The 21,623-nt window shown below is 67.1% G+C and carries 21 protein-coding genes, 1 tRNA gene and 1 riboswitch; of the genes, 12 read left to right on the top strand and 10 right to left on the bottom strand.

Annotated features, from left to right (window positions below):
* The first annotated feature begins 78 nt into the window (after positions 1–78).
* Entirely contained in the window at positions 79–852 is a 774-nt protein-coding gene (locus tag QHC78_RS11485; protein ID WP_319744560.1) for a GntR family transcriptional regulator, read from the top strand.
* 40 nt (positions 853–892) lie between these two features.
* Here the strand turns inward: QHC78_RS11485 and QHC78_RS11490 are convergent, their stop codons facing one another.
* Complete coding sequence (locus QHC78_RS11490) at positions 893–1,867, bottom strand: Bug family tripartite tricarboxylate transporter substrate binding protein (protein WP_319744562.1); 975 nt, start codon at positions 1,865–1,867, stop codon at positions 893–895.
* 265 nt (positions 1,868–2,132) lie between these two features.
* On the opposite strand from QHC78_RS11490, the gene QHC78_RS11495 reads away from it, so the two are divergent.
* A complete protein-coding gene (locus tag QHC78_RS11495) occupies positions 2,133–3,359 on the top strand; it encodes a CaiB/BaiF CoA transferase family protein (protein WP_319744564.1) in 1,227 nt (408 codons plus the stop codon).
* Between the two features lie 208 nt (positions 3,360–3,567).
* Here QHC78_RS11495 and QHC78_RS11500 read toward each other — a convergent pair whose 3' ends face one another.
* Positions 3,568–4,512, bottom strand: a complete 945-nt coding sequence (locus tag QHC78_RS11500) for a c-type cytochrome (RefSeq protein ID WP_319744565.1) — start codon at positions 4,510–4,512, stop codon at positions 3,568–3,570.
* A 280-nt stretch (positions 4,513–4,792) separates the two neighbouring features.
* On the opposite strand from QHC78_RS11500, the gene QHC78_RS11505 reads away from it, so the two are divergent.
* Positions 4,793–4,868: transfer RNA gene (locus QHC78_RS11505), tRNA-Arg, on the top strand.
* 54 nt (positions 4,869–4,922) lie between these two features.
* Here QHC78_RS11505 and QHC78_RS11510 read toward each other — a convergent pair.
* The 4 genes from QHC78_RS11510 to QHC78_RS11525 form a co-directional block, all read right to left on the bottom strand.
* The gene (locus QHC78_RS11510; protein WP_319744566.1) at positions 4,923–5,849 is read right to left on the bottom strand and encodes a cobalamin-binding protein; all 927 of its coding nucleotides are present in this window, start codon (positions 5,847–5,849) and stop codon (positions 4,923–4,925) included.
* A 31-nt stretch (positions 5,850–5,880) separates the two neighbouring features.
* On the bottom strand, positions 5,881–7,740 hold the full coding sequence (locus tag QHC78_RS11515; protein WP_319744567.1) for a TonB-dependent receptor domain-containing protein: 1,860 nt from the start codon (positions 7,738–7,740) through the stop codon (positions 5,881–5,883).
* Positions 7,741–7,880: 140 nt separating this feature from the next.
* Positions 7,881–8,125, bottom strand: a riboswitch (cobalamin riboswitch).
* Positions 8,126–8,189: 64 nt separating this feature from the next.
* Complete coding sequence (gene rnk, locus QHC78_RS11520) at positions 8,190–8,600, bottom strand: nucleoside diphosphate kinase regulator (protein ID WP_319744568.1); 411 nt, start codon at positions 8,598–8,600, stop codon at positions 8,190–8,192.
* 271 nt (positions 8,601–8,871) lie between these two features.
* Positions 8,872–9,699 (bottom strand): alpha/beta hydrolase, encoded by an 828-nt coding sequence (locus QHC78_RS11525; protein ID WP_319744569.1) that lies wholly within the window; start codon positions 9,697–9,699, stop codon positions 8,872–8,874.
* 160 nt (positions 9,700–9,859) lie between these two features.
* Here QHC78_RS11525 and QHC78_RS11530 point away from each other — a divergent pair, with 160 nt between their 5' ends.
* Both QHC78_RS11530 and QHC78_RS11535 read left to right on the top strand, forming a co-directional pair.
* Positions 9,860–10,411: a hypothetical protein gene (locus tag QHC78_RS11530; RefSeq protein ID WP_319744570.1), complete on the top strand. Its 552-nt coding sequence runs from the start codon at positions 9,860–9,862 to the stop codon at positions 10,409–10,411.
* A 14-nt stretch (positions 10,412–10,425) separates the two neighbouring features.
* Positions 10,426–10,680: a YkgJ family cysteine cluster protein gene (locus tag QHC78_RS11535; RefSeq protein WP_319744571.1), complete on the top strand. Its 255-nt coding sequence runs from the start codon at positions 10,426–10,428 to the stop codon at positions 10,678–10,680.
* A gap of 16 nt (positions 10,681–10,696) precedes the next feature.
* Here QHC78_RS11535 and QHC78_RS11540 read toward each other — a convergent pair whose 3' ends face one another.
* Positions 10,697–11,230, bottom strand: coding sequence for a 2,4'-dihydroxyacetophenone dioxygenase family protein (locus QHC78_RS11540; RefSeq protein ID WP_319744572.1), 534 nt, complete (start codon positions 11,228–11,230; stop codon positions 10,697–10,699).
* A gap of 278 nt (positions 11,231–11,508) precedes the next feature.
* Here QHC78_RS11540 and QHC78_RS11545 point away from each other — a divergent pair, with 278 nt between their 5' ends.
* Positions 11,509–12,474: a helix-turn-helix domain-containing protein gene (locus QHC78_RS11545; protein WP_319744573.1), complete on the top strand. Its 966-nt coding sequence runs from the start codon at positions 11,509–11,511 to the stop codon at positions 12,472–12,474.
* 16 nt (positions 12,475–12,490) lie between these two features.
* Here QHC78_RS11545 and QHC78_RS11550 read toward each other — a convergent pair whose 3' ends face one another.
* From QHC78_RS11550 to QHC78_RS11560, 3 genes are all read right to left on the bottom strand, one after another.
* A complete protein-coding gene (locus tag QHC78_RS11550) occupies positions 12,491–13,396 on the bottom strand; it encodes an AEC family transporter (protein WP_319744574.1) in 906 nt (301 codons plus the stop codon).
* Positions 13,397–13,663: 267 nt separating this feature from the next.
* Positions 13,664–14,164: a MaoC family dehydratase gene (locus tag QHC78_RS11555; RefSeq protein ID WP_319744575.1), complete on the bottom strand. Its 501-nt coding sequence runs from the start codon at positions 14,162–14,164 to the stop codon at positions 13,664–13,666.
* Positions 14,148–14,984 (bottom strand): IclR family transcriptional regulator, encoded by an 837-nt coding sequence (locus QHC78_RS11560; RefSeq protein WP_319744577.1) that lies wholly within the window; start codon positions 14,982–14,984, stop codon positions 14,148–14,150. Before QHC78_RS11560 ends, QHC78_RS11555 begins: the two co-directional genes overlap by 17 nt.
* 82 nt (positions 14,985–15,066) lie before the next feature.
* Here QHC78_RS11560 and QHC78_RS11565 point away from each other — a divergent pair, with 82 nt between their 5' ends.
* The 6 genes from QHC78_RS11565 (at position 15,067) to QHC78_RS11590 (ending at position 21,596) form a co-directional block, all read left to right on the top strand.
* Entirely contained in the window at positions 15,067–16,620 is a 1,554-nt protein-coding gene (locus QHC78_RS11565) for a class I adenylate-forming enzyme family protein (RefSeq protein ID WP_319744579.1), read from the top strand.
* Positions 16,617–17,693, top strand: a complete 1,077-nt coding sequence (locus QHC78_RS11570) for an enoyl-CoA hydratase/isomerase family protein (RefSeq protein WP_319744581.1) — start codon at positions 16,617–16,619, stop codon at positions 17,691–17,693. Before QHC78_RS11565 ends, QHC78_RS11570 begins: the two co-directional genes overlap by 4 nt.
* A 77-nt stretch (positions 17,694–17,770) precedes the next feature.
* Positions 17,771–18,736, top strand: a complete 966-nt coding sequence (locus tag QHC78_RS11575; RefSeq protein WP_319744583.1) for a tripartite tricarboxylate transporter substrate-binding protein — start codon at positions 17,771–17,773, stop codon at positions 18,734–18,736.
* A 151-nt stretch (positions 18,737–18,887) separates the two neighbouring features.
* Positions 18,888–19,430, top strand: a complete 543-nt coding sequence (locus tag QHC78_RS11580) for a MarR family winged helix-turn-helix transcriptional regulator (RefSeq protein WP_319744585.1) — start codon at positions 18,888–18,890, stop codon at positions 19,428–19,430.
* The gene (locus QHC78_RS11585; RefSeq protein ID WP_319744587.1) at positions 19,427–20,614 is read left to right on the top strand and encodes a mandelate racemase/muconate lactonizing enzyme family protein; all 1,188 of its coding nucleotides are present in this window, start codon (positions 19,427–19,429) and stop codon (positions 20,612–20,614) included. The genes QHC78_RS11580 and QHC78_RS11585 overlap by 4 nt, the downstream gene beginning before the upstream one ends.
* 22 nt (positions 20,615–20,636) lie before the next feature.
* The gene (locus QHC78_RS11590; protein ID WP_319744589.1) at positions 20,637–21,596 is read left to right on the top strand and encodes a D-2-hydroxyacid dehydrogenase; all 960 of its coding nucleotides are present in this window, start codon (positions 20,637–20,639) and stop codon (positions 21,594–21,596) included.
* Positions 21,597–21,623: the final 27 nt, after the last annotated feature.

Consider the following 21,623-nt stretch of genomic DNA (forward strand, 5'->3'; position numbering starts at 1 on the left):
CGGCGGAGCGATGTCACGGCGGGCGTCTGCGGGACGCGCTGATAGAATAAACATCTAGTCAACCAGCACAACGGCCTTATGACCTTGCCTCCGCCCCGCGCTCCGCGCACGAGTTCGTCGACCGCCATCGCGAATCTGGCGCAAGTGGGCACCCCGATCTACGTCAAGCTGGTGATGTCGTTCCGCAAGCGCATCGAGTCGGGGGAATGGCCGGTCGACCAGCAAATCCCGTCGCTGGACGAACTGGCCCGGGAAGAGGGCGTGGCGCGCGCCACTATCCGACATGCCATCGGTTTCCTGGAAGCCGAAGGGCTGATCGGCCGCTACCGGGGCCGCGGCACCTTTGTCCTGCGGCGTCCGCAAAGCGAGGTGTTCTACGACATCCCCACCAGCTGGGACACGCTGGTCAACCATGTGCCGGACATCCAGATCGAATGGCTGGAAAGCAATACGGTCATGCAGCCGCAGTCCATCAACCACCACGGCGGCACGCTTGCGCCCGACGGCTATCAACATTTGCGCCGGCTGCAGAAGCACAACCACATCCCTTATTTCGTGGGCGATTCGTATGTCGAGCGCGCGTTGTTCCGCGCCATCGGCAAGAAGGGCTTCAACTCGCCGGTGCCCATGCAGCTGATACAGAAGCATGCCGGTGCCCGCCTGGGCCGCGTCGAGCAGACCATCCAGGCGAGCAATGCCGATTTCGAGGTCGCCCAGTTGCTGGACGTGCCCGTGAACACCGCCATCATGGTGGTGACCCGATCGGTGTTCGATAAGGACGAGGTGCTGATGTACGAGTCGCAGGGCCTGTTCCGCAGCGACTTCGTGCGGGTGCACATGCGGCTCAGATAGCCGGGCGCGCCTGGGCGTTTGGCACCGCGCGCCCTGCCGGCTATTCGATCGTGATGCCCAGGCGCTTGATGCGGCTTTCCACCGCGGCCAGTTCATCGCGTACGCGTGTGGCCAGTTCGGCCGGCGAACTGCTTTGCGGTGCTATTCCCAGTGCCGCGAATTTCTCGATCAGCTCCGGATCCTTCAGCACCTGCGCGATGCCGGCATTGAGCTTCTGCACCACGGCGGCCGGCGTGCCGGCGGGAGCGACCAATCCTACCCAGGTCTCCACCACCAGGTCCGGGCCGCCCGATTCCCGCACCGTGGGGACCGCGGGATAGTCCGCCAGGCGCTGGGCGGACGCGGTAGCCAGCATTTTCATGCGGCCGGCTTTCACCAGCGGCAGGCCCGAGCCTATGGTCGCCACGCTGAAGCTGATGTCGCCATTGGCAACGGCGGTGTAGATCTGCGCGCCCTCCTTGTAGTGGACCGGCATCATCTGCGTGCCGGTCGCCTGGGCCAGGGTGGCGCCGCCGAAATGGGCCGGGCTGCCGACGTAGGGTGTCCCATAGGTAATCTTCTTCGGGTCCTTGCGGGCGGCTTCGATCAGGTCACGCATGGAAGCGTACGGCGAAGCTGCGGAGGTATAGAAGAGGAAGGGCGCACGGAAAAACAGCGAAACCGGCTCGAAGTCCTTTTGCGGATCGTAGGGCACCGATGACAGCAGCTTCGGATTGGTGGTCATATGGGCGTCGCCCACCACCAGCAGCGTATAGCCGTCGGGCGCGGCCTGCTTGGCGGCGCCGAAAGCCAGGAATCCATTCGCGCCGGGCTTGGCTTCGATGACCAGCGGCTTGCCCCACAGCTTGCCGAGTTTCTCCGCCATGATGCGCGTGGCGACATCGGGGGTCAGGCCGGCGGGATAGGGGGTGAGCAAACGTATGGGACGTGCGGGGAATTCTTCGCCCTGGACCGCCGGGGAGCAGGCAAGGGCCACGGCCGCAATGGCCAGGCGCCAGCAAAGCGTGAGCTGCAAGGTTGTCTCCTTCTCGCGCCGTGGGCGCGCCGCCAGGTACGCGTGGTCCAGGCCGAATTTGCTAATAGGTCAGTAAACTATACTACTAGCTATTGTCGCGTGAAACAGGGAAAACCTCAGTGCTGCGGCGGGCACAGGGCCTGGCCGGGATACGCGAGCGGGGACGAAAGCAGGGGGCGGCGGTTATATCGATGGCTGCGGTAAGCTTACGGACGGCCTTGCGGCCCCCCGCTTCCCGCATTTCTTCACGAGAACCCGAGCAGACATGACCGAACGTTCCTCCCCCCTGGCCGGCATCCGCGTTCTGGACCTGACCCGCGTGCTGGCCGGTCCGTGGTGTACCCAGAACCTCGCCGACCTGGGCGCCGAGGTCATCAAGATCGAGCGGCCGGGCAGCGGCGACGATACGCGCGGATGGGGCCCTCCGTTCCTCAAGGACACCAAGGGCCAGGATACCGCCGAAGCGGCCTATTACCTGAGCGTCAATCGCAACAAGCGTTCGGTCGCACTCGACATCGCCACCCCCGAAGGCGCGCGGCTGGTACGCGAACTGGCTGCCCAATGCGACGTCCTGATCGAGAATTTCAAAGTCGGCGGGCTGGCGAAGTACGGACTGGACTACGCCTCGCTCAAGGAGGTGAACCCGCGCTTGGTCTATTGTTCGATCACCGGGTTCGGCCAGAGCGGGCCGTATGCGCACCGGCCCGGCTATGACTTCATGATCCAAGGGCTGGGCGGCTTCATGAGCATCACCGGCGAACGCGACGGACTGCCCGGCGCCGGTCCGCAGAAGGCCGGGGTCGCGGTGGCCGACATCCTGACCGGCATGTACGCCACGGTCGGCATTCTTGCCGCCCTGCAGGAACGTCACCGCAGCGGCCTGGGCCAGTACCTGGACATCGCGCTGTTGGACAGCGTCGTGGCGATGCTGGGGAACCAGGCGCTGAACTACCTGACGTCCGGCGAGGCGCCCCGGCGCGCGGGCAATGCCCACCAGAATATCGTGCCTTACCAGGTGTTCGCCGCTTCCGACGGCCACCTGATCGTCGCCGTGGGCAACGACGGCCAGTTCCGGGCCTATTGCGGCGTGCTCGAGGCGCCGCACCTGGCCGACGACCCCGACTACAGCATCAACAGCAACCGCGTCATCAACCGCGACAAGCTCGTGCCCCTCCTGGCAGGGATCATGGAGAAGAAGCCGCGCGACTATTGGCTGGAACGCCTCGAGGCCGTCGGCGTGCCGTGCGGCCCGATCAACACCATCGACCAGACCTTCGACGACCCCCAGGTCCGCGCCCGCGGCCTGCGCCTGGACCTGCCGCATCCGCTTGCGGGCACGGCCCCCTCCGTAGCCAGCCCGCTGCGGCTGTCCGACACGCCGGTACGCTACCGCAGCGCACCCCCGCTGCTCGGCCAGGACACCGAAGCGGTATTGCAGGAGTACCTGGGCATGACTGAAGAAGAAGCCCGCCGCATCGCCTCCCCCCGCTAACAGCCAAGCCGGAGGGGCCGCGCGGACGACAGGCGGACCTGATGCTGTAAAGGCACCGCGGACCAACGCAAGAGCCTAGCCCCCACTCTGGGCACATCAGATCCGCAACTAAAGAACCCCGCCTGATCCAGGGCACCGCGGATCCGGCTCCGCCGGTCCGCCAGTGCCGCCCCCTTGAGGGGGCGCGCGAAGCGCGTAGGGGGTGGGCCTATTTCACCGCATCGACCATGTACTGCACGGCGGCGCGGATCTCGGCCTCGCTGGCGTTGGCAGCGCCGCCCTTGGGCGGCATGGCGCCTTTGCCTTGCATGGCGACCTGGACCATGGCGTCCATGCCGGTGGCCACGTACTTGGCCCAGGCCTCCTTGTCGCCGAACTTGGGCGCGCCGGCTACGCCGGTGCCATGGCAGGCGAAACAGGTGGTGTCGTACAGCTTCTTGCCGTCGGCCGTGGAAGCCGATGCCGCGGCTTGGGGAGCCGGCGCGGCGGCTTGCGGAGCGGGGGCAGGTGCCGGGGCTGCCTGGGGCGCGGGCGCTGCGGCGGCGGGTGCCGGAGCCGGCGCTTGCTCGGCGGGGGCGGCAGGCTGGGCGGGCGCGCCGGCCTGGGCCTGCGCTTCACCGCCAGCCGGTGCGGCCGGCGCAGGTTCCGCCGGTTCCTTGAAATTGGCGCCGCTATTGTTGGCCATGTAGACCACCGCGCGGGCCACTTCGAAATCGTCCAGGTCGGGATTGCCGCCCTTGGCCGGCATCGCGCCTTTGCCATGGATGGCGACCTGCAGCATGGAGTCGTAGCCGGCGGCGATGTACTTGGCCCACGAGGCGCTGTCGCCGAACTTGGGCGCGCCCGCCACGCCGGCGGCGTGACAGGTGGAGCAGACCGCCTTGTAGACCGCCTCGCCGGTCTGGAAGACGCGCGGAGCGTTGGCGTCGCGCAGTTCGAAGCCGCCCACCGGCTTGATCCGGGCCGCGATGGCTTCGGGCGTCTGCGCGTCGGAGCCGGCGTTGGACTTGGTGCCGCTGGCGACGAAACTCACGAGCAGCAAGATGGTGACGATGGGGACGACGAAAGCCAGTATGACGACCGTGATCAGTTGGCGAGGCGTCCTGATCGGCGATACGTGGTCTTCCGTATGATTCTGCTGCGCGTTGCTCATTGCCAAGTCCTGCAAGTCTATTGGCCGGGCGTGCCCGGCACGTGACGGTTTATGGGGTTTGATGACTGCTTGCTTTGATACTTGTACTGCGCTGGATGCGCGGCCGACTATCTCCTCCGGTCGTCGCTTCCCGCACATAAACGCCCGATTATAACGGTAGCCCCGTATCCCGGTTCAATCCGCGCTTTTGGCGCGCGCAACCCCCCTTCGGCGGCCGGGTGGCCCCTGTCGTCAAAGTGAAAAGACGAAATCGCCAAGGCAAGGTACAATTAGCGGCTACGCGCCCGTAGCTCAATGGATAGAGTACTGCTCTCCGAAGGCAGGGGTTGCTGGTTCGATCCCAGCCGGGCGCGCCATTCCCGCTTTGTCCCTTCCCCTTTCTGTCCCTTGCGCTCCTCGCCGTCGTGGCGCTAGCGGCGTTCGTCCGCGCGGCTCTGCCTGACCCGGTCGATGCGTTCGCACAAGGCCGCCGTGGCCTCTATCAGACGCGGTCCGGGGCGATGCAGCATGTCAGGGTCGGCCATCCACAGGTGATCCGGCACGGCGGCCAGTGCCGGTCCGAAGGTCCGCCAGCCGTCCAGCGCCGCCTCGGCTTCCGCGCCGAGCTGGCCGATGACGATGGCCTCGGGGTTGGCATGCAGCACGGCTTCGGCGCTCACTCTAGGCGCCGCGGCGGCGAGCGTGCCGAATACGTTGACCGCTCCGCACAGGTGCAGCGCATCGCCGATGATGCTGCGGTCGCTGACCGTATACATGGGTTCTACGCCCACTTGATAGAACACCCGCACCGGACGCCGGTTCGCATACCGCGCGGCCAGTTCGGCCAGGCGCCGGCGCAGGGGTTCGGCGGCGGCGCGGGCCTGTGCCGCCGTCCCGAGCGCGGCGCCCAGGCGCTCGATCGCGGGCGGGATGTCGGCGAGCAGCCGGGGATTGCTGTAATAGACCGTGATGCCGAGCTGCTCCAGCAGCGCGGCGGGCACGCCCCCGGCCGCCGTGGCGCCGCCATAGGACCAGGCCACGACCAAGTCCGGCCGCAGCGCCAGGATGCGCTCGGCATCCGGACGCATGCCGTCGCCCACCCGGGGCAACCGGCGCACCGATGGCGGATAGTTGCTGTCGCGATCGATGCCGACCAGGGCCGGCCCGCCGCCGGCTGCCACGATCAGCTCGGTGGCATGCGGAGCGAGCGCCACCACTCGCCGCGCGGGGGTTTCCAAGCGGATTTCGCGGCCGGCGTCGTCATGCACGGGTGCGCCGCCGGCCACTGCGCAGATGGCCAGCAGGCACACCGGCGCGAGCAGCCTCAGCACGCGCGTCATGGCAGCGTGGGGCGGCATGGAACACCTCGGCAGCGCCACGGCATGCCGTTCACGGCCGATAGCTCAGGCTGACGAACACATTCGAGCCCGGCGTGGCATAACCGCGTACCAGTTCGTAGTCCTTGTCGGTCACGTTGTTCCATCGCACCTGCACCTGCGTGTTGCGGTTGATGTCGTAGGAGGCGACCAGGTTGATCAGGCTGTAGCCGCCCAGGCGGGTGGTTTCGTTCATGAACGTGGCGCTGTTGTACGAGGTATCCATGCGGTGGCCGCGGGCCAGCCATTCCGCGCCGAGGCGCCACGCGCCTATCTGGCGCTCGGCCGCAAGCTTGAGCGCGGTGCGGGGCCGCCGGGCGAGCATTTCGCCGGTATGGTCGTCCCTGGGATCCATCCAATCGAAGCTGCCCCGCAGGGTGGTCGCGCCCAGCCGCTGCGACGCGCTGAGCGTAACGCCCTTGATGGTCGCGTTCTTGTTGGCCACCTGGGTGTACCCCTGGTATTGGATCAGGTTCTCGATCTTGTTGCGATAGGCGACGATGCCCGCCTCGGTGCCGTCGCGGCGGTAGCGCAAGCCCGCTTCGATGTTGCGCGAGGTTTCGGGGCGCAGATCCGGGTTGCCGTAGACGGGGTAGTACAGATCATTGAAGGTGGGCAGCCGGAACCCCGTATTGCCCGCTACCGTCACCTGCCATCCAGGCGCCACATCGTAGCCGTACGACAGGCCGCCGGTGGTCCGGCTGCCGTAGCGCGCGACGTGGTCATAGCGCACGTTGCCCTGCACGTGGTGCGCGCCGAAATCGCCGCGGTAGATCGCCACGGCCGAGTTGGTGATGCGGTTGGTCTGGTCGAACAAGGTCGTGCTGTCGACTTCTTCGTTGCGGCGTTCGGCGGCCAGCGACAGCGACTGGGACGGCGTCAGCGCGATGTCGTTCTGCCAGCTGAACAAGGTCTGGCGGGTGCGGAAGGCCGCACGGCCTGCCTCGCCCGGGCCGTACACGCTCAGACTGTCGTCCACCGTGCGCGCCACGCTCAGGCGGCTGGCCCACGCGTCGCTGATGCGGTTGCGGCTGGTCAACGCATAGCTCTCGATGCGCTGGACATTGCGGTCGTCGAACGCCGGGCCGCCGTCATACTGGCCGTTCAGGCGCGAACGGTAGAACGAGGCCTCCAGCTCCTGGCCCTCGCGCCAGGCATAGCCGAGCCGCCCGGCCACGTGTTCGAGCTTGTAGCCATCGCGGTCCGGGTTGTAGGCGCCGCCGGGTTCGCCGGGCTTGGCGGCGCTGTAGCCGTCGCTGCGGGCGTAGCCGGCGGACAGCGCGTAGCGCCATCCCCCCTGGCGGCCCGACAGGCCGGCGTCAGCCTTGCGGGTATTCCACGAGCCCAGGCCGATCGAGCCGTGCGCTTGCAGCGGCGCATCGCCCGTCGGTCGGCGGGTGATGATGTTCACCACGCCGCCGATGGCGTCGGCGCCATAGAGACTGCTGGCCGGGCCGCGCAGGATCTCGATGCGCTCGACCTCGGCCAGGGAGATGGCGCCGAGTCCGGTGATACCCGACGTGGACCCGCCCACGCGCTGGCCGTCGATCAGGAAGATGGTCTGGCCGCTATTGGCGCCGCGCAGGAATACGCTGGTGGTGGTTTGCGGACCGCCGTTGGTGGCGATGTCCACCCCGTGCTCGCGCTGCAGCAGTTCGGCCAGGCTGGTCTGGCCGGCCCGCTCGATGGTGTCCGAGTCAATGACGGTAACGTCGCCCAGCGCGCTCGACAGCGGTTGCTCGATGCGCGAGGCGGTGACGGTAACGGGATCGAGGGTGGCGGGCGCGGACGCAACCTGCGCCTGGGCATGGGCCGCGCAAAGCAGCGCGCCGGCGGCGCCAGCAAGGCGCCTGGGAGTGAGAGTGGATGACATGAATGCCTGCTGTTTCGGTGACGCGCATCCCCGCACGTCGGCTTGCGATTCGGGAAGCGCCGCGCGCGGCCATGCGTTGCGCATGCCATCCAGGCTGTGTCGGTTCGCCGCCCACCCGCGGCGCTTCCCCCTGATCGGTCCCGTGGGACCTCGAGCCGGCCGGTATCCGGGCTGGCATTCGTGGCCACATCCCCTTCCCATGCCGGATCGCGCCGGAGGATGCGGCGGACGCGGGCACAGTGGGCTCGATGCGGCGTGTCGCGCGGGCGGAGTCGCCACGCGGGACGGAATGCTTACCGTTGCGGGGGCAGCACAGGTTGGATCCCGAGGCAGGACCCTCCTGTTTCCCGTTTAACTGTGAAGCACCGGCTCGGCGCGTACTCTAGCACGGCCTGGGGGACGCGGGCCGAGGCGCGCGAGGAATACGGCCCGGCGGCGGGGGAGAAGGGTCAGGCGGTGTAGTCGCCGTTGGCTTCGGGCTGGTAGTCGATGCGGATCACGCGCGCCCGGCGCGGTTCGCCGTCGGGAGGGGTCCAGCCTATGGTGCCCGGGACCCGGGTGCCCAGCAGCGCGGCGCCCATGGGCGAGAGCACCGAGACCATGCCCTTGGCGGCGTCGGCTTCCTTCGGATAGCAGAGCGTGATGAGGCGGGTGCCGGCCTCGTCCTCGAGCTCCACGCGGCTATGCATGGTGACGATGTCGGCCGGCATGTCCTGCGGTTCGAGCTGGTCGGCCTGGTCGAGGGCTTCGGCCAGGACGGCGGGGGCCGACCCCGGCACGGGCTCGCGGTCGAGTTGGCCGAGGAGGCTGGTGAGGCGAACGTAGTCGAGTTCGCTGACGGTGATGTAGGGGGACTGCATGCCTGTCTCCTGAAAAACGATGCCACCGGGGGGCGGCGCTCAGTGAGTTCGTGAGGCCCGGCGATCGATGACGAAAAGCGGTAGGGGGGAGGAGGGGATCGCCGGGCTCAGGAGTGGAAGGCCGGGATGAGCGGGAACAGGACCGACACGCGCGACGAGCCGCGACGCGCGAGCTGGCGCGTCGTACGGGATCGGGGCGGGAGGGCGCGTGCCGCCAAGGCACGCCGGAAGCGTTCCATAAGGCTAGGATAGCCCATTCTTCCGGGCGCGTTCAAACCGGGTCGGTCAGGGTCGCGAGCCAGGTTTCGAAATCGGCATAGACCGGCGCGGCCAGCGCCGGCGTTTCGTTGAGGACTTCGTGGTAGGCCTGGTGATACCAGCGCAGCGCCAGCTTGCCGGGCGCCGCCGAATCGGCGAACCGCCGGCTGCCGGCGGGAGCGACGATGGCATCGTCGCCCGCCACCAGCAGGAGCGTGCGCGGCTTGAGGTCCGAGGCCTGCGCAATGGATTGTGCGCTCGCGTCGAGGATGAAGCGCATCAGCCGGGCGCTGATCCGGTCGTGCACGAGCGGATCGTTGGCATAGGCGTCGATGACCGCCTGTTCGTGGGACAGCCTGGAGAGCTTCAATCCCGTGCCGACGCGCAGGTCGGGCGCAAGATTGCCGAACATGTCGAGCATCCAGCGCTGGCGCGCGGGCAGTTCGACGCTGAAGGCCGGCGACGACAACACCAGCCCGGCCAGCGGGACATTGCCACGCAAGGCCACGCGCGCCGCCACCAGGCCGCCCAGGCTGTGGCCGATCAGCAGCGGGGGTGCGCCGGTCTCGCGCGCGTATTCGGACAAACGGTGCTCGGCATCCACCACCAGATCATCGGCGGTGCGCAGTGCGCCCCGCTTGCCGCTGGAGCGTCCATGGCCGCGGTGATCGTGCGCCGCCAGCGCCCAACCGCGGGCCGCCAGCCAGCGCACCAACCCTTCGTAGCGGCCGGCATGTTCCCCCAGGCCATGGAGCAGATAGGCCGGCCGATAGCCTTGCGGGCGAGGCGGCGCGTCCCAGCGGTACGCGGCGAGCTGCGTGCCGTCCGGAGCGGTCGTCATGGAAATCAGCGACAATTCGTTGTCCCGTGTCGGTCGTGTCGATCAAACGCGGATTGTCGCTCACCCGCTCATCCGGGGCGGAATGCTCACGTGTAACAGCTTGTACCGTTTTGTCGCGCTTTTTCGGTTGGCCGTAGCGCAGACTGTCCTGCAAATGCCCATGATTCCGCCGCTTCGCCTCTGTTTCGTCTTTCTTCTGGCCTTGCTGGCCGCCTGTTCGCCCAAGTACAACTGGCGCGAGATGCCGGCGGCCGACGGTGCGATACGCGTCACGTTCCCGGCCAGGCCCCAGTCCGACCGGCGCGACGTGGACATCGCCGGGCATACCCTGCCGCTGGCTTTCGACATCGCGCCCATCGACACCTCCATCTTCGCCGTCGGCCACGTCGTGCTGCCGGAGGCCATCATGGCCGACCCGCAGGAACTGGCCAAGGTGGCCGACGCCTTCGAAGAAGTCCTGCGCGCCAACCTGCGTGGCACGCTGTCCCACCGCAAGGACGTCACGCTCAAGCAGGCGTCCGCCGACCCGCGCAAGCTGGCGCGGGCCGTCGAACTGGAAGTGCACGGCACCGTGGCCAATACGCCGTCCTGGCTGCTGGGGCGTGTATACCTGCTGGGCAATCACCTGATAGAAGTGGTGGCGCTGGGGCGGGAAGACGAATTGCCCCGCGATGCCGCCGAAACCTTCGTGCAATCGGCACGGGCCGATTGAGCCGGGCGCGCGCCATGGAATGCCGTCCGCTTTGCGGCGCCTGTTGCACCGCGCCATCGATTTCCTCGCCGATTCCGGGGATGCCGGAAGGCAAGCCGGCTGGCGTGCGCTGCGTGCAGCTTACGGAGGATTTGCGCTGCGCGATTTTCGGCCGGCGCGAGCGGCCCGCGGTATGCAGCGGCCTGCAGCCCCAGGCCGACATGTGCGGGCCGTCACGCGCGCATGCCATGCATTTCCTGGCCACGCTGGAGGCGGCCACGCGTCCCTGACGCGCGGACTGCCGGATCAGCGGAACAGGGTGTCGACGTAGGCCGCACCGATGCCGACCTTCTCGTAGTGCGCCCGGCACATGGCGATGTAGTCGTGCACATCGAAGTGCCCGGTGGACTTTCCATTTTCGTCCAGCCAGATCAGCGGTCCCTTGACGATGAAGAACACTTTCATCGGCTGCTCGTGCTCGAAGGCCACCAGGGTGTGGCCCTCGCCCGGCGTTTCATAGACGAAGTCGCCGGCCGTGGCGATCCAGTCATGCTCGAGGTATCCCCATTTGCCGGAGATCGTATAGGCGAAGACTTCGTGCGGATGGTAGTGGCGGTTGACCAGCCCTGCCGCGTCGGCGCGCAGGATGTCGCACCAGCGGTTTTCCGAAGGCGAGATCCATAGCGGCCGCGACGCGACCGTATCGGTAAATGGCACGTACCACTTCTTGTCGTCGGTCGGCGCGTTGCCGATGTGCACCTCGGGTTTGGCGTCCGGCTTGAACACGTCGGCGATAGCCGGGATGTCGCGCCAGAATTCGTTGCCGGAAGTCTTGAGCATGGAGAGCCTCCTTTCGTTTTGTGTGGGTGGCCTCACTGTAGCGAGGGGGCGCAGTCCCTGCTTGACCGGCCGAGACAGGGGATTTGACTGAACGCGACATGGCAGCGCCGCGGGGCAGGCCGCCGGAATGGGCTTCCGGCGCCTTCCGGCGCCCGGCGTCCAGGGTCAACCCGGTCCCTGTCTGCAGAACCCGCGTGCTAGCATCGTGCGGGCGTGGCGGGCCGCCGCGCTGGTTAGTCCGTCCGAGTTGCGGGCGGCGGTTTTTTCCGGGCACGACGATGAACACGATCCTGTCTCCTCGCGCGCAGGCATCCACCGATCAGGTGCCGCCGTCCCAGCGGCTGGAATTCTGGGAGTCGTACAACGCCTCCGAACTGATCGGGCTGATCTGTTCGACCTACGATCCGCAGGGCTTGCATGCTCAAGGCCGCGTCTACGATGCGCACGATGTCGCCTTCACCGATATCCGGGGCAATCAGCACGTCATCGAGCGTACGCGCGAGCTGCTGAAGACGCATCCCAAGGATTCGATCTTCGCTTGCCTCCTGCTGGAGGGCGACGCTTTCCTGTTCCAGTCCGGCCAGTGCTACACGGTGCGCGCCGGCGATGTCATCGTCTATTCCAACGCCGTTCCGTACTTGTACGGCTTTACCGGCAACATGCGCCAGTTGATCGTCGAGATCGAATCCGCGCGGTTGTTCCGCGGGCGCCCTGAACTGCGGCCGGCTGCGCCCATACAGGTCGACAACCGCCTGCGCACGGGCCGCCTGATCGCCAACTCCCTCCGGTCGATGGCGCTGGACTTCGTCGAAAACCCGCAGGCCGATGCCGTACCGCTCGTCGCCGAACAGGCGCACCACCTGCTGCATGCCGTACTCGATCCCGAAGCGGCGCGTGCCCTGAACGATACGGCCGCATGGCGACTCCTCCGGGCGGAGGCATTCATTGCCGAACGCCTGGGCGACCCGGGGCTCGATGCCGCCATGGTGGCGCGGGCGATGGGGCTTTCGGTACGCCAACTCCATCGCCTGTTCGCCCATCGCGACCGCAGCGTCACCCAATGGATATGGGACAAGCGCCTGGAACGCGCGCATCAGGAACTGGCCAACCATCGCATGAAGCGGCTGTCCATCGGCGACATTGCCGACCGTTGGGGGTTCGCCAGCCAGGCGCATTTTTCGCGTGCCTTCCGGGCGCGTTACGGCATGACGCCGACGCAGCACCGGCGGGGCGCCCGGCTCTAGCGCGCCAGCGAAAGCTTCACCGCGCCACCGGCGATCCGACCAGCCACAATAGCAAGGGTGCCAGCACGAGAAAGACCACCGTGGAAATCAGCACCGCGCCGGCGGACGTATCGCCCATGTCGGTATAGCGCCGCGCGTACATGTAGCTGACCACTGCGCAGGGCATCCCCATCTGCAGCGCCAGGTTGCCGATCATTTCTATGGGCAGGCCCGCCAGCCACCCCGCCGCGGCGCCGGTCGCCAACCCGAAAACCAATCGCATGCCGCCGACCAGGCCGCCCAGCCGCAGCCCCGCTGCCGGGATCAGGGCCAGCGCATGGCCTAGCCCCAGCAACATCAGCGGGACGGTCATGCTGCCCAGCAGGCGGGCCGACTCCATGATCCATTCCGGCGGCGTGTAGCCGAACAGCCGGCACGCGACGGCAAGCAGCGAAGCAATGAGGATGGGGCTTTTCCACGGCGCCGGCATGCCTTGCACGCTCGGCAGGGTGCGCACGCCCACCGTATGCTGGATGAACGAGCAGACCGCGAAGAAGGCGATCGAGGTCGACAGTCCGGCATCGCCGAAGGCCAGATGCGTAACGGGCAGGCCCAGATTGCCCGCGTTCGGGAATGCGGTGGTCTGCAGCAGCTTGCGCACCGGCAGCCCGCACAGCTTGAGGGCAATGGCCGACACCGCCATGCACAGGCCCAGCGCCAGCACCCCGGCGCCGGCGACCGAGGCCATGATTTCATTGCTGAGCGGGGTGGTGACCAGCGTGTTGAAGACCAGCGCCGGCGTCGTCACCGTAGTGGCCAGCACGGCGACGAACTGCGCCGGGAACGGGTGCCCGAGCTTGCCCCACGTGGTGCCGACGCCGATCACGACCACCAGCGGCGCGAGCAGGCTCAGCAGCGAGAAATAGATATGGAAGACGCCCATCGTCAGCGTACGTGGGAAGGGCGCATGCGCGACGAGGCGGGAAGAAACCGGCGGCGGGGACAGGAGCTGCGGTCCCGGCGGGAGGGTGCAAACATGGAACGAATCGCTGGAAGGCGGGCTTGCCCGACGGGCAAGGATAGCGCGAAACGTATTCCCATGCAGGGCATCCCCTCATCGTCCCGCTACCGGGCGCCGCGCGAGAGCCTCGCGCCTTGCCAGGCGCCCATTGGGGTGGGAATGCAAGGCTCCGTTTAGCGTGAACAGGCCCTAGCGTGCCGGGTAGCGGCGCACCACGGCCTCGGCGACGCAAACGGGCTTGTCGCTGCCTTCCCGTTCAATGCACACCTCGGTCTTGATATGGGCGTGCCGGCGCGACCGCACGTCGCTGGCCTCGGCGTCATCGCTGCCGCGCCATTCGAACGACTGCAGGGTCAAGCGTGCGCGCAGCCGCGAACCGACCCTCACCGGCGAGGTAAAGCGTACCCGGTCGAAGCCCTCGTTGATGATCAGTCCTACGCCTTTGATCTGCTGGGCGCTCTGCATGAATGCAGGAACCAGCGACAGCGTCAGCAGTCCGTGCGCAATCGCGCCGCCGAAAGGCGTTTCGCGGGCGGCACGGTCATTGTCCAGGTGGATCCATTGATGGTCGAAGGTAAGGTCGGCGAAGCGGCGCACCATGTCCTCCGTGACTTCGATCCAATCGCTCACGGCGTACTCCCGGCCGACGAAGGACGCCAAGGCGTCCAGGGATTCAATGATGACTGTCATGGGCTGGCCTTGTTCCAGAAACGGAGGGTTGGAGGGCGCGGCCGCCGATTTCGGCGGCGATGGCTTGGACACAGTGCTGCAGCGCAGGCGCGACATGTGCCAGTAGCCGCTCGCGCGTCTGGGTGATCGGGGACCCCCCGCAAGTGACAGCGTAGACCTCACCGCTGGGTCCTGTAAACGCGGAGCCGATGGTGTTCAGCTCGGGATGCCATTCGCCCAGCGACAAGCAGTAGCCCTCGGATTGCGCCTGGCGCATGGCGGCGTGGTAGCCCGTTTCGGAACGGTTCCATTCGTCGGGACGGGCGAGACGCACCCCGGCGATCAAGGCATCGCGCTCAGCGGGGTCCAGCATGGCCATGTAGGCGCGCCCGATCGCCGAGGATACGAGGCTCAGGCGCCCACCCACGTCCACCCGGGCAATCACCACGGCCGACTGCGGCCGGACGCTGGATAACACCACCATTTCCAGCCGGTCGCGCGATGCAAGCAGGACGCCACCGCCGGCATGCTCGGCCAGGGCGACGAGATGCGGCTGGGCGACGCGGCCAACGTCGAGCCTGGACAGATACGCGCTGCTGAACTCCAGCACGCCAGGGGCCAGCACGTAGCGCTCGGTTTCGCCGGACTGTTGCAGCAGGCCTAGCGAGACGAGCGTGCCTGCGAGCCGCGACACAGTGGCTTTGGGCAAGCCCGTCAGGTCCGAGATCTGGCGATTGCCCAGCGGTTGGGGCGAGTGGGCGATGCAACGCAGGACGGCGATGCCGCGGCTGAGCGCGGCGACCTCATCGGGTGAACGCTCGACAGGGGGTGGTGTAGACATGAGTTCAATTATGGAATAATGTTCCGATTAAACGCGGAAAAAAACGAAACAAGCAATCCAATAATAAAAAAATGGAGAAAAATTGAGTTCAAGTAACATTATATTGGAACAGGTGTCCAGGATGGAGCAGGTGCTGGCCATCCATGCCCGCACCATTCCGGACGCCATAGCCCTGGAGGGCCCGCGCGGCGGCCTAAGCTATGCGGCACTGTGGGAGCGCGTCGAGGCGCTGTCAATCCATCTGCAGCGGCTCGGCGTCACGCCGGGCGACCGTGTCGTGTTGGTGAGCGAGAACGGGCCCGACCTTGTCGTGGCGTTTTTTGCGGCCCTCCATGCGGGCGCATGTGCCGTCAACATCAGCGGCCGTCTCGCCACCCCCGAACTGGTCCGCGTGATCGGCCATGCCCAGCCGCGGGTGGTGCTCTTCGTCGATACCGACTCTCCGGAGACGGCCGCGCATGCCGATGCGCTGGGCGCCACCGGGCGTCTTCCGGCCGAGGTCGGCGGCTGGCGCCATGCCGTGGCCACCCCGGATGCCGAGGCGCAGGCGGCCGCCGCTGCGCTCGGCGGGCGCGTAGCGACGTTCATCTACACGTCGGGTACGACCGGTACGCCCAAGAGCGCGATGATTTCCCACGCCAACCTGTTGTGGGCCGCGCGCACGTTGGCGCGCTTGCGTGGGTACTCGCCGGCGGACAAGGCCTATTGCGTGTCGCCGCTGAGCCATGTGGGCGGACTCGCCGCGTCGCTCTGCACGGCCCTCTATGCGGGGGCCACCGTGTTGTTGCCACGCCGCTTCGCGGCTGCCGACCTGGCCGATGCCATCGAGCGGCGCAACGTCACCATCATCCCGGGAGTGCCTCCGCTGTTCGTCAAGTTCATGGATTGGGTACGCCAGAACGATTGGCGTCCGCCCGCCGGGCAGATCCGCATGATTTCTTCCTCCGCGGGTTTCTTTGACCCGGGGGTCAAATCGGAGGTCGAGGCATTGTTCGGGCTCTCCCTCCTCAACGCGTACGCGCTGACGGAATCCACGGCCACCGGATGCCAGACGCCGCTGGGCGAGTCGCACGAAGCGTCCACCACCGGCCTGCCGCTGCCCGACGTGGAAATACGGCTGGCGGATCCCGGCACCGGCGAGCCGGTGCCGCCCGGGGAGCCCGGCGAGGTGCAGATGCGCGGGCCCAACATCTTCGCGGGTTACTTCCGCGACGAGGCCGCTACCCACGCCACCTTCACGGCCGACGGCTGGTTCAAGACGGGAGACCTGGGGCGGATCGATGCCAGGGGCTACCTGTACGTGATGAGCCGGATCAAGGATGTCATCAAGCGTTCGGGGTTCAACGTGTACCCGGCCGATATCGAAACCCTGTTGAACGAGCATCCGGACGTGGTGCTGAGCGCCGTCATCGGACGCAGGGCCGCGTTCGACGAGGAAATCATCGCCTTCGTGCAACCCCGGGCCGGTGCGCATTGCACGCCCGAGGCAATCCGTACCTGGCTGGAACCGCGCTTAGCTTCGTATAAGCGCCCCGGGCGCATCGTGTGTCTCCCCGAATTCCCTACCTTGCACAACGGCAAGACCGACAAAGTCACTCTCAGCCGCCTCTACGCACAGACCGACCCTCAAGCATGAACACCAACAACGAATCCCCCGTCGTCTTCAAAGAAATCAACGCCGGCCAGCGCCGTATCGGCGTGGCCACCCTGAACCGCCCGGCGCAGGTAAACGCATTGACGCTCGAGATGTGCAGCCTGATGCTGGAGCGGCTGCGTGCGTGGCAGTCCGACGAGGACATTGTCGCGGTGGTGCTCCAGGGTGCCGGCGAGAAAGGTTTCTGCGCGGGCGGCGATGTCGCCCAGGTCGTGCGCGAGGTGCGCGCCGGGGGCCCCCGGCGCTTCGTGTACGGCGATGCCTTTTTCACCGTCGAGTATGACCTTGACCTGCTGATCCACACCTATGCCAAGCCGCTGGTTTCGGTCGCGCACGGCATCACCATGGGGGGCGGCGTAGGCCTGACGGTGGGCGCATCGCACCGCATCGTCAGCCAGTCTCTGAAGATGGCAATGCCGGAAATCCACATCGGCCTCTTCCCGGACGTGGGCGGCGGCTGGTTTCTGAATCGCACGCCTCCTGGAGTCGGCCTGCTCATGGCGCTGACCGGCCTGATGATCTCCGAGGCTGACGCACTCTACTGCGGCTTGGCCGATTGGTGCCTGTCCGATGCCGACCGGCAGCAGTTGCTGGACCGGATGGCTGATCTCCAATGGACAGGCAACGCATCGCGCGACAGTCAGATGCTGGACGCCTTCTTTGCCTCCCTGGCGCAGGACTGCGGCGTCTCGAACATTGCGTCGCGGTCCGGCGAGATCCGTGCCTTGTCCCGCACGCCAGGCCCCGCGGCCTACCGCGATGCCCTAGCCGAATTGGCCGGCCGCGACGACTGGTGGCGGGTTCCATCGCGCAGCCTCTCGCAAGGTTCGCCGACGGCCGCCGCAGTGACCTGGGAGTACATGCGCCGCAGCCGCCAACTGTCGGTGGCGCAGACGCTGGAACTGGACCTGGTGCTCGCGAAGGCTTGCCAGCGAGGACATGACTTCATCGAAGGGGTGCGCGCCCTTCTCATCGATAAGGATCGTGCGCCCAAGTGGTCGCCAGCCACCTTTCAGGATGTCGACGCCGATCTGGTCGCGCGTCATTTCCGCTAGCGCGCAAACCCCGGCCAACCTACGGGCCGGGGTGACGCAGCGGATCAATAGATCAAAAGGAAAAAGGAGGAGAACACATGCAACGACGCAACGTACTCATCGCCCTCGCGGCTACTGCCGCGGCGGCATGCCGCCCCGCATTCGCCCAGGATAGCAAGGCGCCGATCCGCATTGTCGTAGGGCTGGCCGCCGGCGGCACCCTGGACTTGGTGGGGCGTGTACTGGCCGACAAGCTGCGAGTCAGCCTGGGCCGGCCGGTAGTCGTGGAAAACAAGCTTGGCGCCGGCCAGCGCGTGGCGATGAACGAGGTGCGCCGCGCCGCGCCTGACGGCCGCACGATTTTCGTGGGCACGACCAGTCCGCTTACAACCTATCCCCACATCTACACCAAGCTCGACTATGACCCCGTGAAGGATTTCACCCCTATCGCGCGTGTCGCTCAGTTCGACACCGCGATCGCGACGGGACCTGCGACCAATGCCCGCGACATGAAGGAACTGATCGCGTGGCTCCGGGCGAACAAGAACGCGGCGTCCTATGCGACGCCCGGCGCCGGCACGGTGCCGCAGTTCCTGGGAGTGGCCTTCGGGCAGGCCATCGGCGTGGACCTCACCCACGTTCCCTACAACGGCAGCACGCCGGCTTTGACCGACATCGTTGCCGGCCGTGTCCCGGTGCTGGTGACCTCACTGAGCGACATTACCGAACTGCATCGCGCCGGCAAGTTGCGCATACTGGGCGTTGCCAACGACCAGCGCTCGCCGGTGGTCCCTGACGTGCCGACCCTGAAGGAGGCCGGCATTCCCCTGTCCTTCCCCAACACCGTCGCCATCTACGGACCGGCGAACATCCCGCCGCAAATCGTGCGCGAGTTGAATGAAGCAGCGGTGCAGGCGGTCAATGCCAGAGACGTACGGGAAAAGCTGGCGGGCTACGGCATCATTACGGCGCCGTCGTCGCCTGAACAGCTTGCTGCCATCCAGGCCGCGGACTTGAAGCTGTTCGGCCCGCTGGTCAAGGCGAGCGGCTACGTGGGGCAGTAGCCGGATCTCGGCCCGCCTGAGGTCGGCCGGCGCGGCCTCCGGGCGGGGGCGGTCGCCATGGCCGGGCTGGGATGCTAGAGAGCCCTCTGCGGGAAATCCCTCCTGTCCCCGGTTGTTGACATGTCTACATAGACGCCGCCAAGATGTGGACATGTCTACATCTCGTCCCCTCCCCAGATCTTCCCAGCCGGATGCCTGCCCGTGGCTCGATGCGGACGCCAGCACGGCGCCTCTCGACCTGGACGACTACCCGGTGTCCCTGCTCCAGCGCGTGGCGTCCGCCGCCCAGCAGGACATCACCCGCGTCTACGCCAAGGCCCACGGTCTGACTCCGACGGAATGGCGGCTGATCGCTCGGCTAGCGCAATGGAAGAATCCGCCCATGCAGCTCAGTCGCCTTTGCCGCATGACCGGTGTCGACAAGGCCCAAGCCGGGCGGGTACTGCGAGGCCTCGAGCGCCGCGGGCTGGTCAGCTTGCGCGATGACCAGGCGCATGGCCGCCGCATCGTGGTCGACGTCACGGTCCAGGGCCGGGCGATTGCGCGCCGGCTGTTCCCCATCGCGCAGCAAACGCAGCTGGCCCTGCTGGAAGTGCTCACGCCGCAGGAGAAAGCGGCGATGTACAGCGGCTTGAACAAGCTGCTCAAGGCCTTGGGCAAGCCGGTTCTGCGAACCGTGAAGGAACCGGAATGAAGATAGCGCGCATCGAAACCTTCCACGCCGACGGCGGCTACCGGGTATGCAGCTACCTGAAGCTGACTACCGACGACGGCCTGGTGGGATGGTCGGAGTTCTACGACGGCCTGTCCGGCGCCGAGCTGGCGCCGCTGATCCATGGCTTCGCGCGCACGGCGCTGGGCATGGATCCACGGGCCACGGGGCTGCTTAGCGAATCGCTGCTGGCGACGACCCGGCTGGCCCAGGGCGGTCTATCGCACCAGGCCATTGCCGCCATCGAGAACGCCTGCCTGGACGTGCATGCGAAATCGCTGGGCATTCCCGTCTACCGCCTGTTCGGGGGACCATTCCGCGACCGTGTGCCGGTCTACTGGACGCATTGCGGCAGTTTCCGCGTGCGCCATGCCGCGTTCTATCAAAGCCTGGGCTACGAACCCGTGCGGTCGCTCGAGGATTTCACCCGGCTCGGGCGCGAGGCCGCCGCGGCGGGCTTCAGGGCGCTCAAGACCAACGCCGTGTTCTTCGAGCCGCATGGACCCGTGATGATGAACGCGGGCTTCCGCATCCAGCCGAACTTTCTCGATCGCAGCATCAGCGAGCGCCAGATCGACGCGGTGATCGACCAGCTGCAGGCGTTTCGCGCCGGCGTCGGCCCGGACTTCGGCCTCATGCTGGACGTGGGGTTCAGCCAGCGCACCGAGGGATTCGTGCGGCTCGCGCGCCGGCTCGAGCCATTGAACCTGTTCTGGCTGGAGCTCGATACCGCCGACGAGGAGGCGCTGGCCATCGTCCGGCAAAGTTCGCGCACGCCGATCGCGTCGCTGGAGTCTTTGCACGGCTTGTCGTCGTACCGTCCGTTCATTGCCCGCCGCACGGTGGACGTGGCTATCGTCGATCCGGTCTGGAACGGGGTCTGGCAGTCCGTGCGCATCGCGACCCTGGCCGACGCGTTCGATACGCACATAGCCCCGCACAACCCGGTGGGCGACCTCGCCACCCTCATGAGCGCGCACCTATGCGCCGCCGTGCCCAACGTGCGGATCATGGAACTGCGCTACGACGAAGCGCCGTGGACCCATGGGTTCCTCACTCATCCCTTGCAGATCGACGAGGGCTGCGTGCGGGTGCCGGAGCGTCCGGGCTGGGGCACCGATATCGATGAAGAAGCGCTGCGCGCCCACCCGGTGAAAACCCACTGAATCAAAAAAGGAGTTCCGTTTCATGCGTCTTCTCTACTGGGCGAATGCCAATCTCGCCCGCGCACAGATTACCGCCCGGCTGCACGCGCTGGACGGCGTCGAGCTGGTGACGGTGGAGCGCCTGGAGGAAGCCATCGCGATGCTGCCATCGGCCGACGCGATATGCCTGTGCGATCCTCCGCTGCCGCAGGCGCGGCAACTGGTGGCTGCCCTCGGCTCGCCGGACAGCCGGGTGCGCTGGATGCACATCCTGACCGCCGGCCGCGAGAACCTCGAGAAAGCCGGCCTTCCCCCGCACCTGGCCGTCACCTTCGCGGCCGGCGCTGCCTCGGCCGGCGTCGCCGAACATGCCATGGCATTGATGCTGGCCTTGTGCCGGCGCCTGCCCGATGCGGTGACCGCCGCCGCGCGCCATGCCTGGGACCGGACGATGGTGCCGCGCGCAGCGGCACTGGAAGGCAGCACGCTGGCCATCATCGGCTACGGCCATATCGGCCGGCACCTGGCGCGGCGCGCGCGCGCCTTCGACATGCAGGTTCTTGCGGTATCCCGATCGGCTCAACGCGACGAATGGGTGGACGAGGCCCTGCCCTTGACGCAGCTGCATGCGGCGCTGGAGCGGGCCGACGTCGTCGTGGTTTGCGTGGCCCTCACGCCGCAGACGCGCCATTTGCTGGGCGCGGCCGAATTTGCTCGGTGCAAGCGCGGCGCGCTGCTGGTCAACGTCGCGCGCGGCGAAGTGATCGACCAGGCCGCGCTAGGCGAGGCGCTTGCATCGGGACAGCTGGGCGGCGCAGGCCTGGATGTGACGGATCCCGAACCGCTGCCCGAGTCGGACCCGTTGTGGCGGGCGCCCAATTTATTGCTGACGCCGCATTACGCCGGCGCGGGCAGCCCGCGGGGCCTGGCGCGGATTGCCGATGGCCTGGCCGAGAACGCAACGCTTTTCATGGCAGGGAAAGAACTCAAGCATCGGATATGAGCTGACGCAAGATCGGCCAGGTCGGAC

The organism is Pigmentiphaga sp., assembly GCF_033795525.1.
GTDB lineage: Bacteria > Pseudomonadota > Gammaproteobacteria > Burkholderiales > Burkholderiaceae_B > Pigmentiphaga.

Bases quoted from the DNA above. Each gene is read 5' to 3' on its own strand.
- QHC78_RS11515 (WP_319744567.1), bottom strand. From the start codon at position 7,740: ATGTCATCCACTCTCACTCCCAGGCGCCTTGCTGGCGCCGCCGGCGCG.
- QHC78_RS11590 (WP_319744589.1), top strand. From the start codon at position 20,637: ATGCGTCTTCTCTACTGGGCGAATGCCAATCTCGCCCGCGCACAGATT.
- QHC78_RS11560 (WP_319744577.1), bottom strand. From the start codon at position 14,984: ATGTCTACACCACCCCCTGTCGAGCGTTCACCCGATGAGGTCGCCGCG.
- QHC78_RS11555 (WP_319744575.1), bottom strand. From the start codon at position 14,164: ATGACAGTCATCATTGAATCCCTGGACGCCTTGGCGTCCTTCGTCGGC.
- QHC78_RS11525 (WP_319744569.1), bottom strand. From the start codon at position 9,699: ATGACGACCGCTCCGGACGGCACGCAGCTCGCCGCGTACCGCTGGGAC.
- QHC78_RS11500 (WP_319744565.1), bottom strand. From the start codon at position 4,512: ATGAGCAACGCGCAGCAGAATCATACGGAAGACCACGTATCGCCGATC.
- rnk (WP_319744568.1), bottom strand. From the start codon at position 8,600: ATGCAGTCCCCCTACATCACCGTCAGCGAACTCGACTACGTTCGCCTC.
- QHC78_RS11510 (WP_319744566.1), bottom strand. From the start codon at position 5,849: ATGCCGCCCCACGCTGCCATGACGCGCGTGCTGAGGCTGCTCGCGCCG.
- QHC78_RS11540 (WP_319744572.1), bottom strand. From the start codon at position 11,230: ATGCTCAAGACTTCCGGCAACGAATTCTGGCGCGACATCCCGGCTATC.
- QHC78_RS11535 (WP_319744571.1), top strand. From the start codon at position 10,426: ATGGAATGCCGTCCGCTTTGCGGCGCCTGTTGCACCGCGCCATCGATT.
- QHC78_RS11495 (WP_319744564.1), top strand. From the start codon at position 2,133: ATGACCGAACGTTCCTCCCCCCTGGCCGGCATCCGCGTTCTGGACCTG.
- QHC78_RS11530 (WP_319744570.1), top strand. From the start codon at position 9,860: ATGATTCCGCCGCTTCGCCTCTGTTTCGTCTTTCTTCTGGCCTTGCTG.
- QHC78_RS11585 (WP_319744587.1), top strand. From the start codon at position 19,427: ATGAAGATAGCGCGCATCGAAACCTTCCACGCCGACGGCGGCTACCGG.
- QHC78_RS11580 (WP_319744585.1), top strand. From the start codon at position 18,888: ATGTCTACATCTCGTCCCCTCCCCAGATCTTCCCAGCCGGATGCCTGC.
- QHC78_RS11485 (WP_319744560.1), top strand. From the start codon at position 79: ATGACCTTGCCTCCGCCCCGCGCTCCGCGCACGAGTTCGTCGACCGCC.
- QHC78_RS11575 (WP_319744583.1), top strand. From the start codon at position 17,771: ATGCAACGACGCAACGTACTCATCGCCCTCGCGGCTACTGCCGCGGCG.
- QHC78_RS11570 (WP_319744581.1), top strand. From the start codon at position 16,617: ATGAACACCAACAACGAATCCCCCGTCGTCTTCAAAGAAATCAACGCC.
- QHC78_RS11550 (WP_319744574.1), bottom strand. From the start codon at position 13,396: ATGGGCGTCTTCCATATCTATTTCTCGCTGCTGAGCCTGCTCGCGCCG.
- QHC78_RS11545 (WP_319744573.1), top strand. From the start codon at position 11,509: ATGAACACGATCCTGTCTCCTCGCGCGCAGGCATCCACCGATCAGGTG.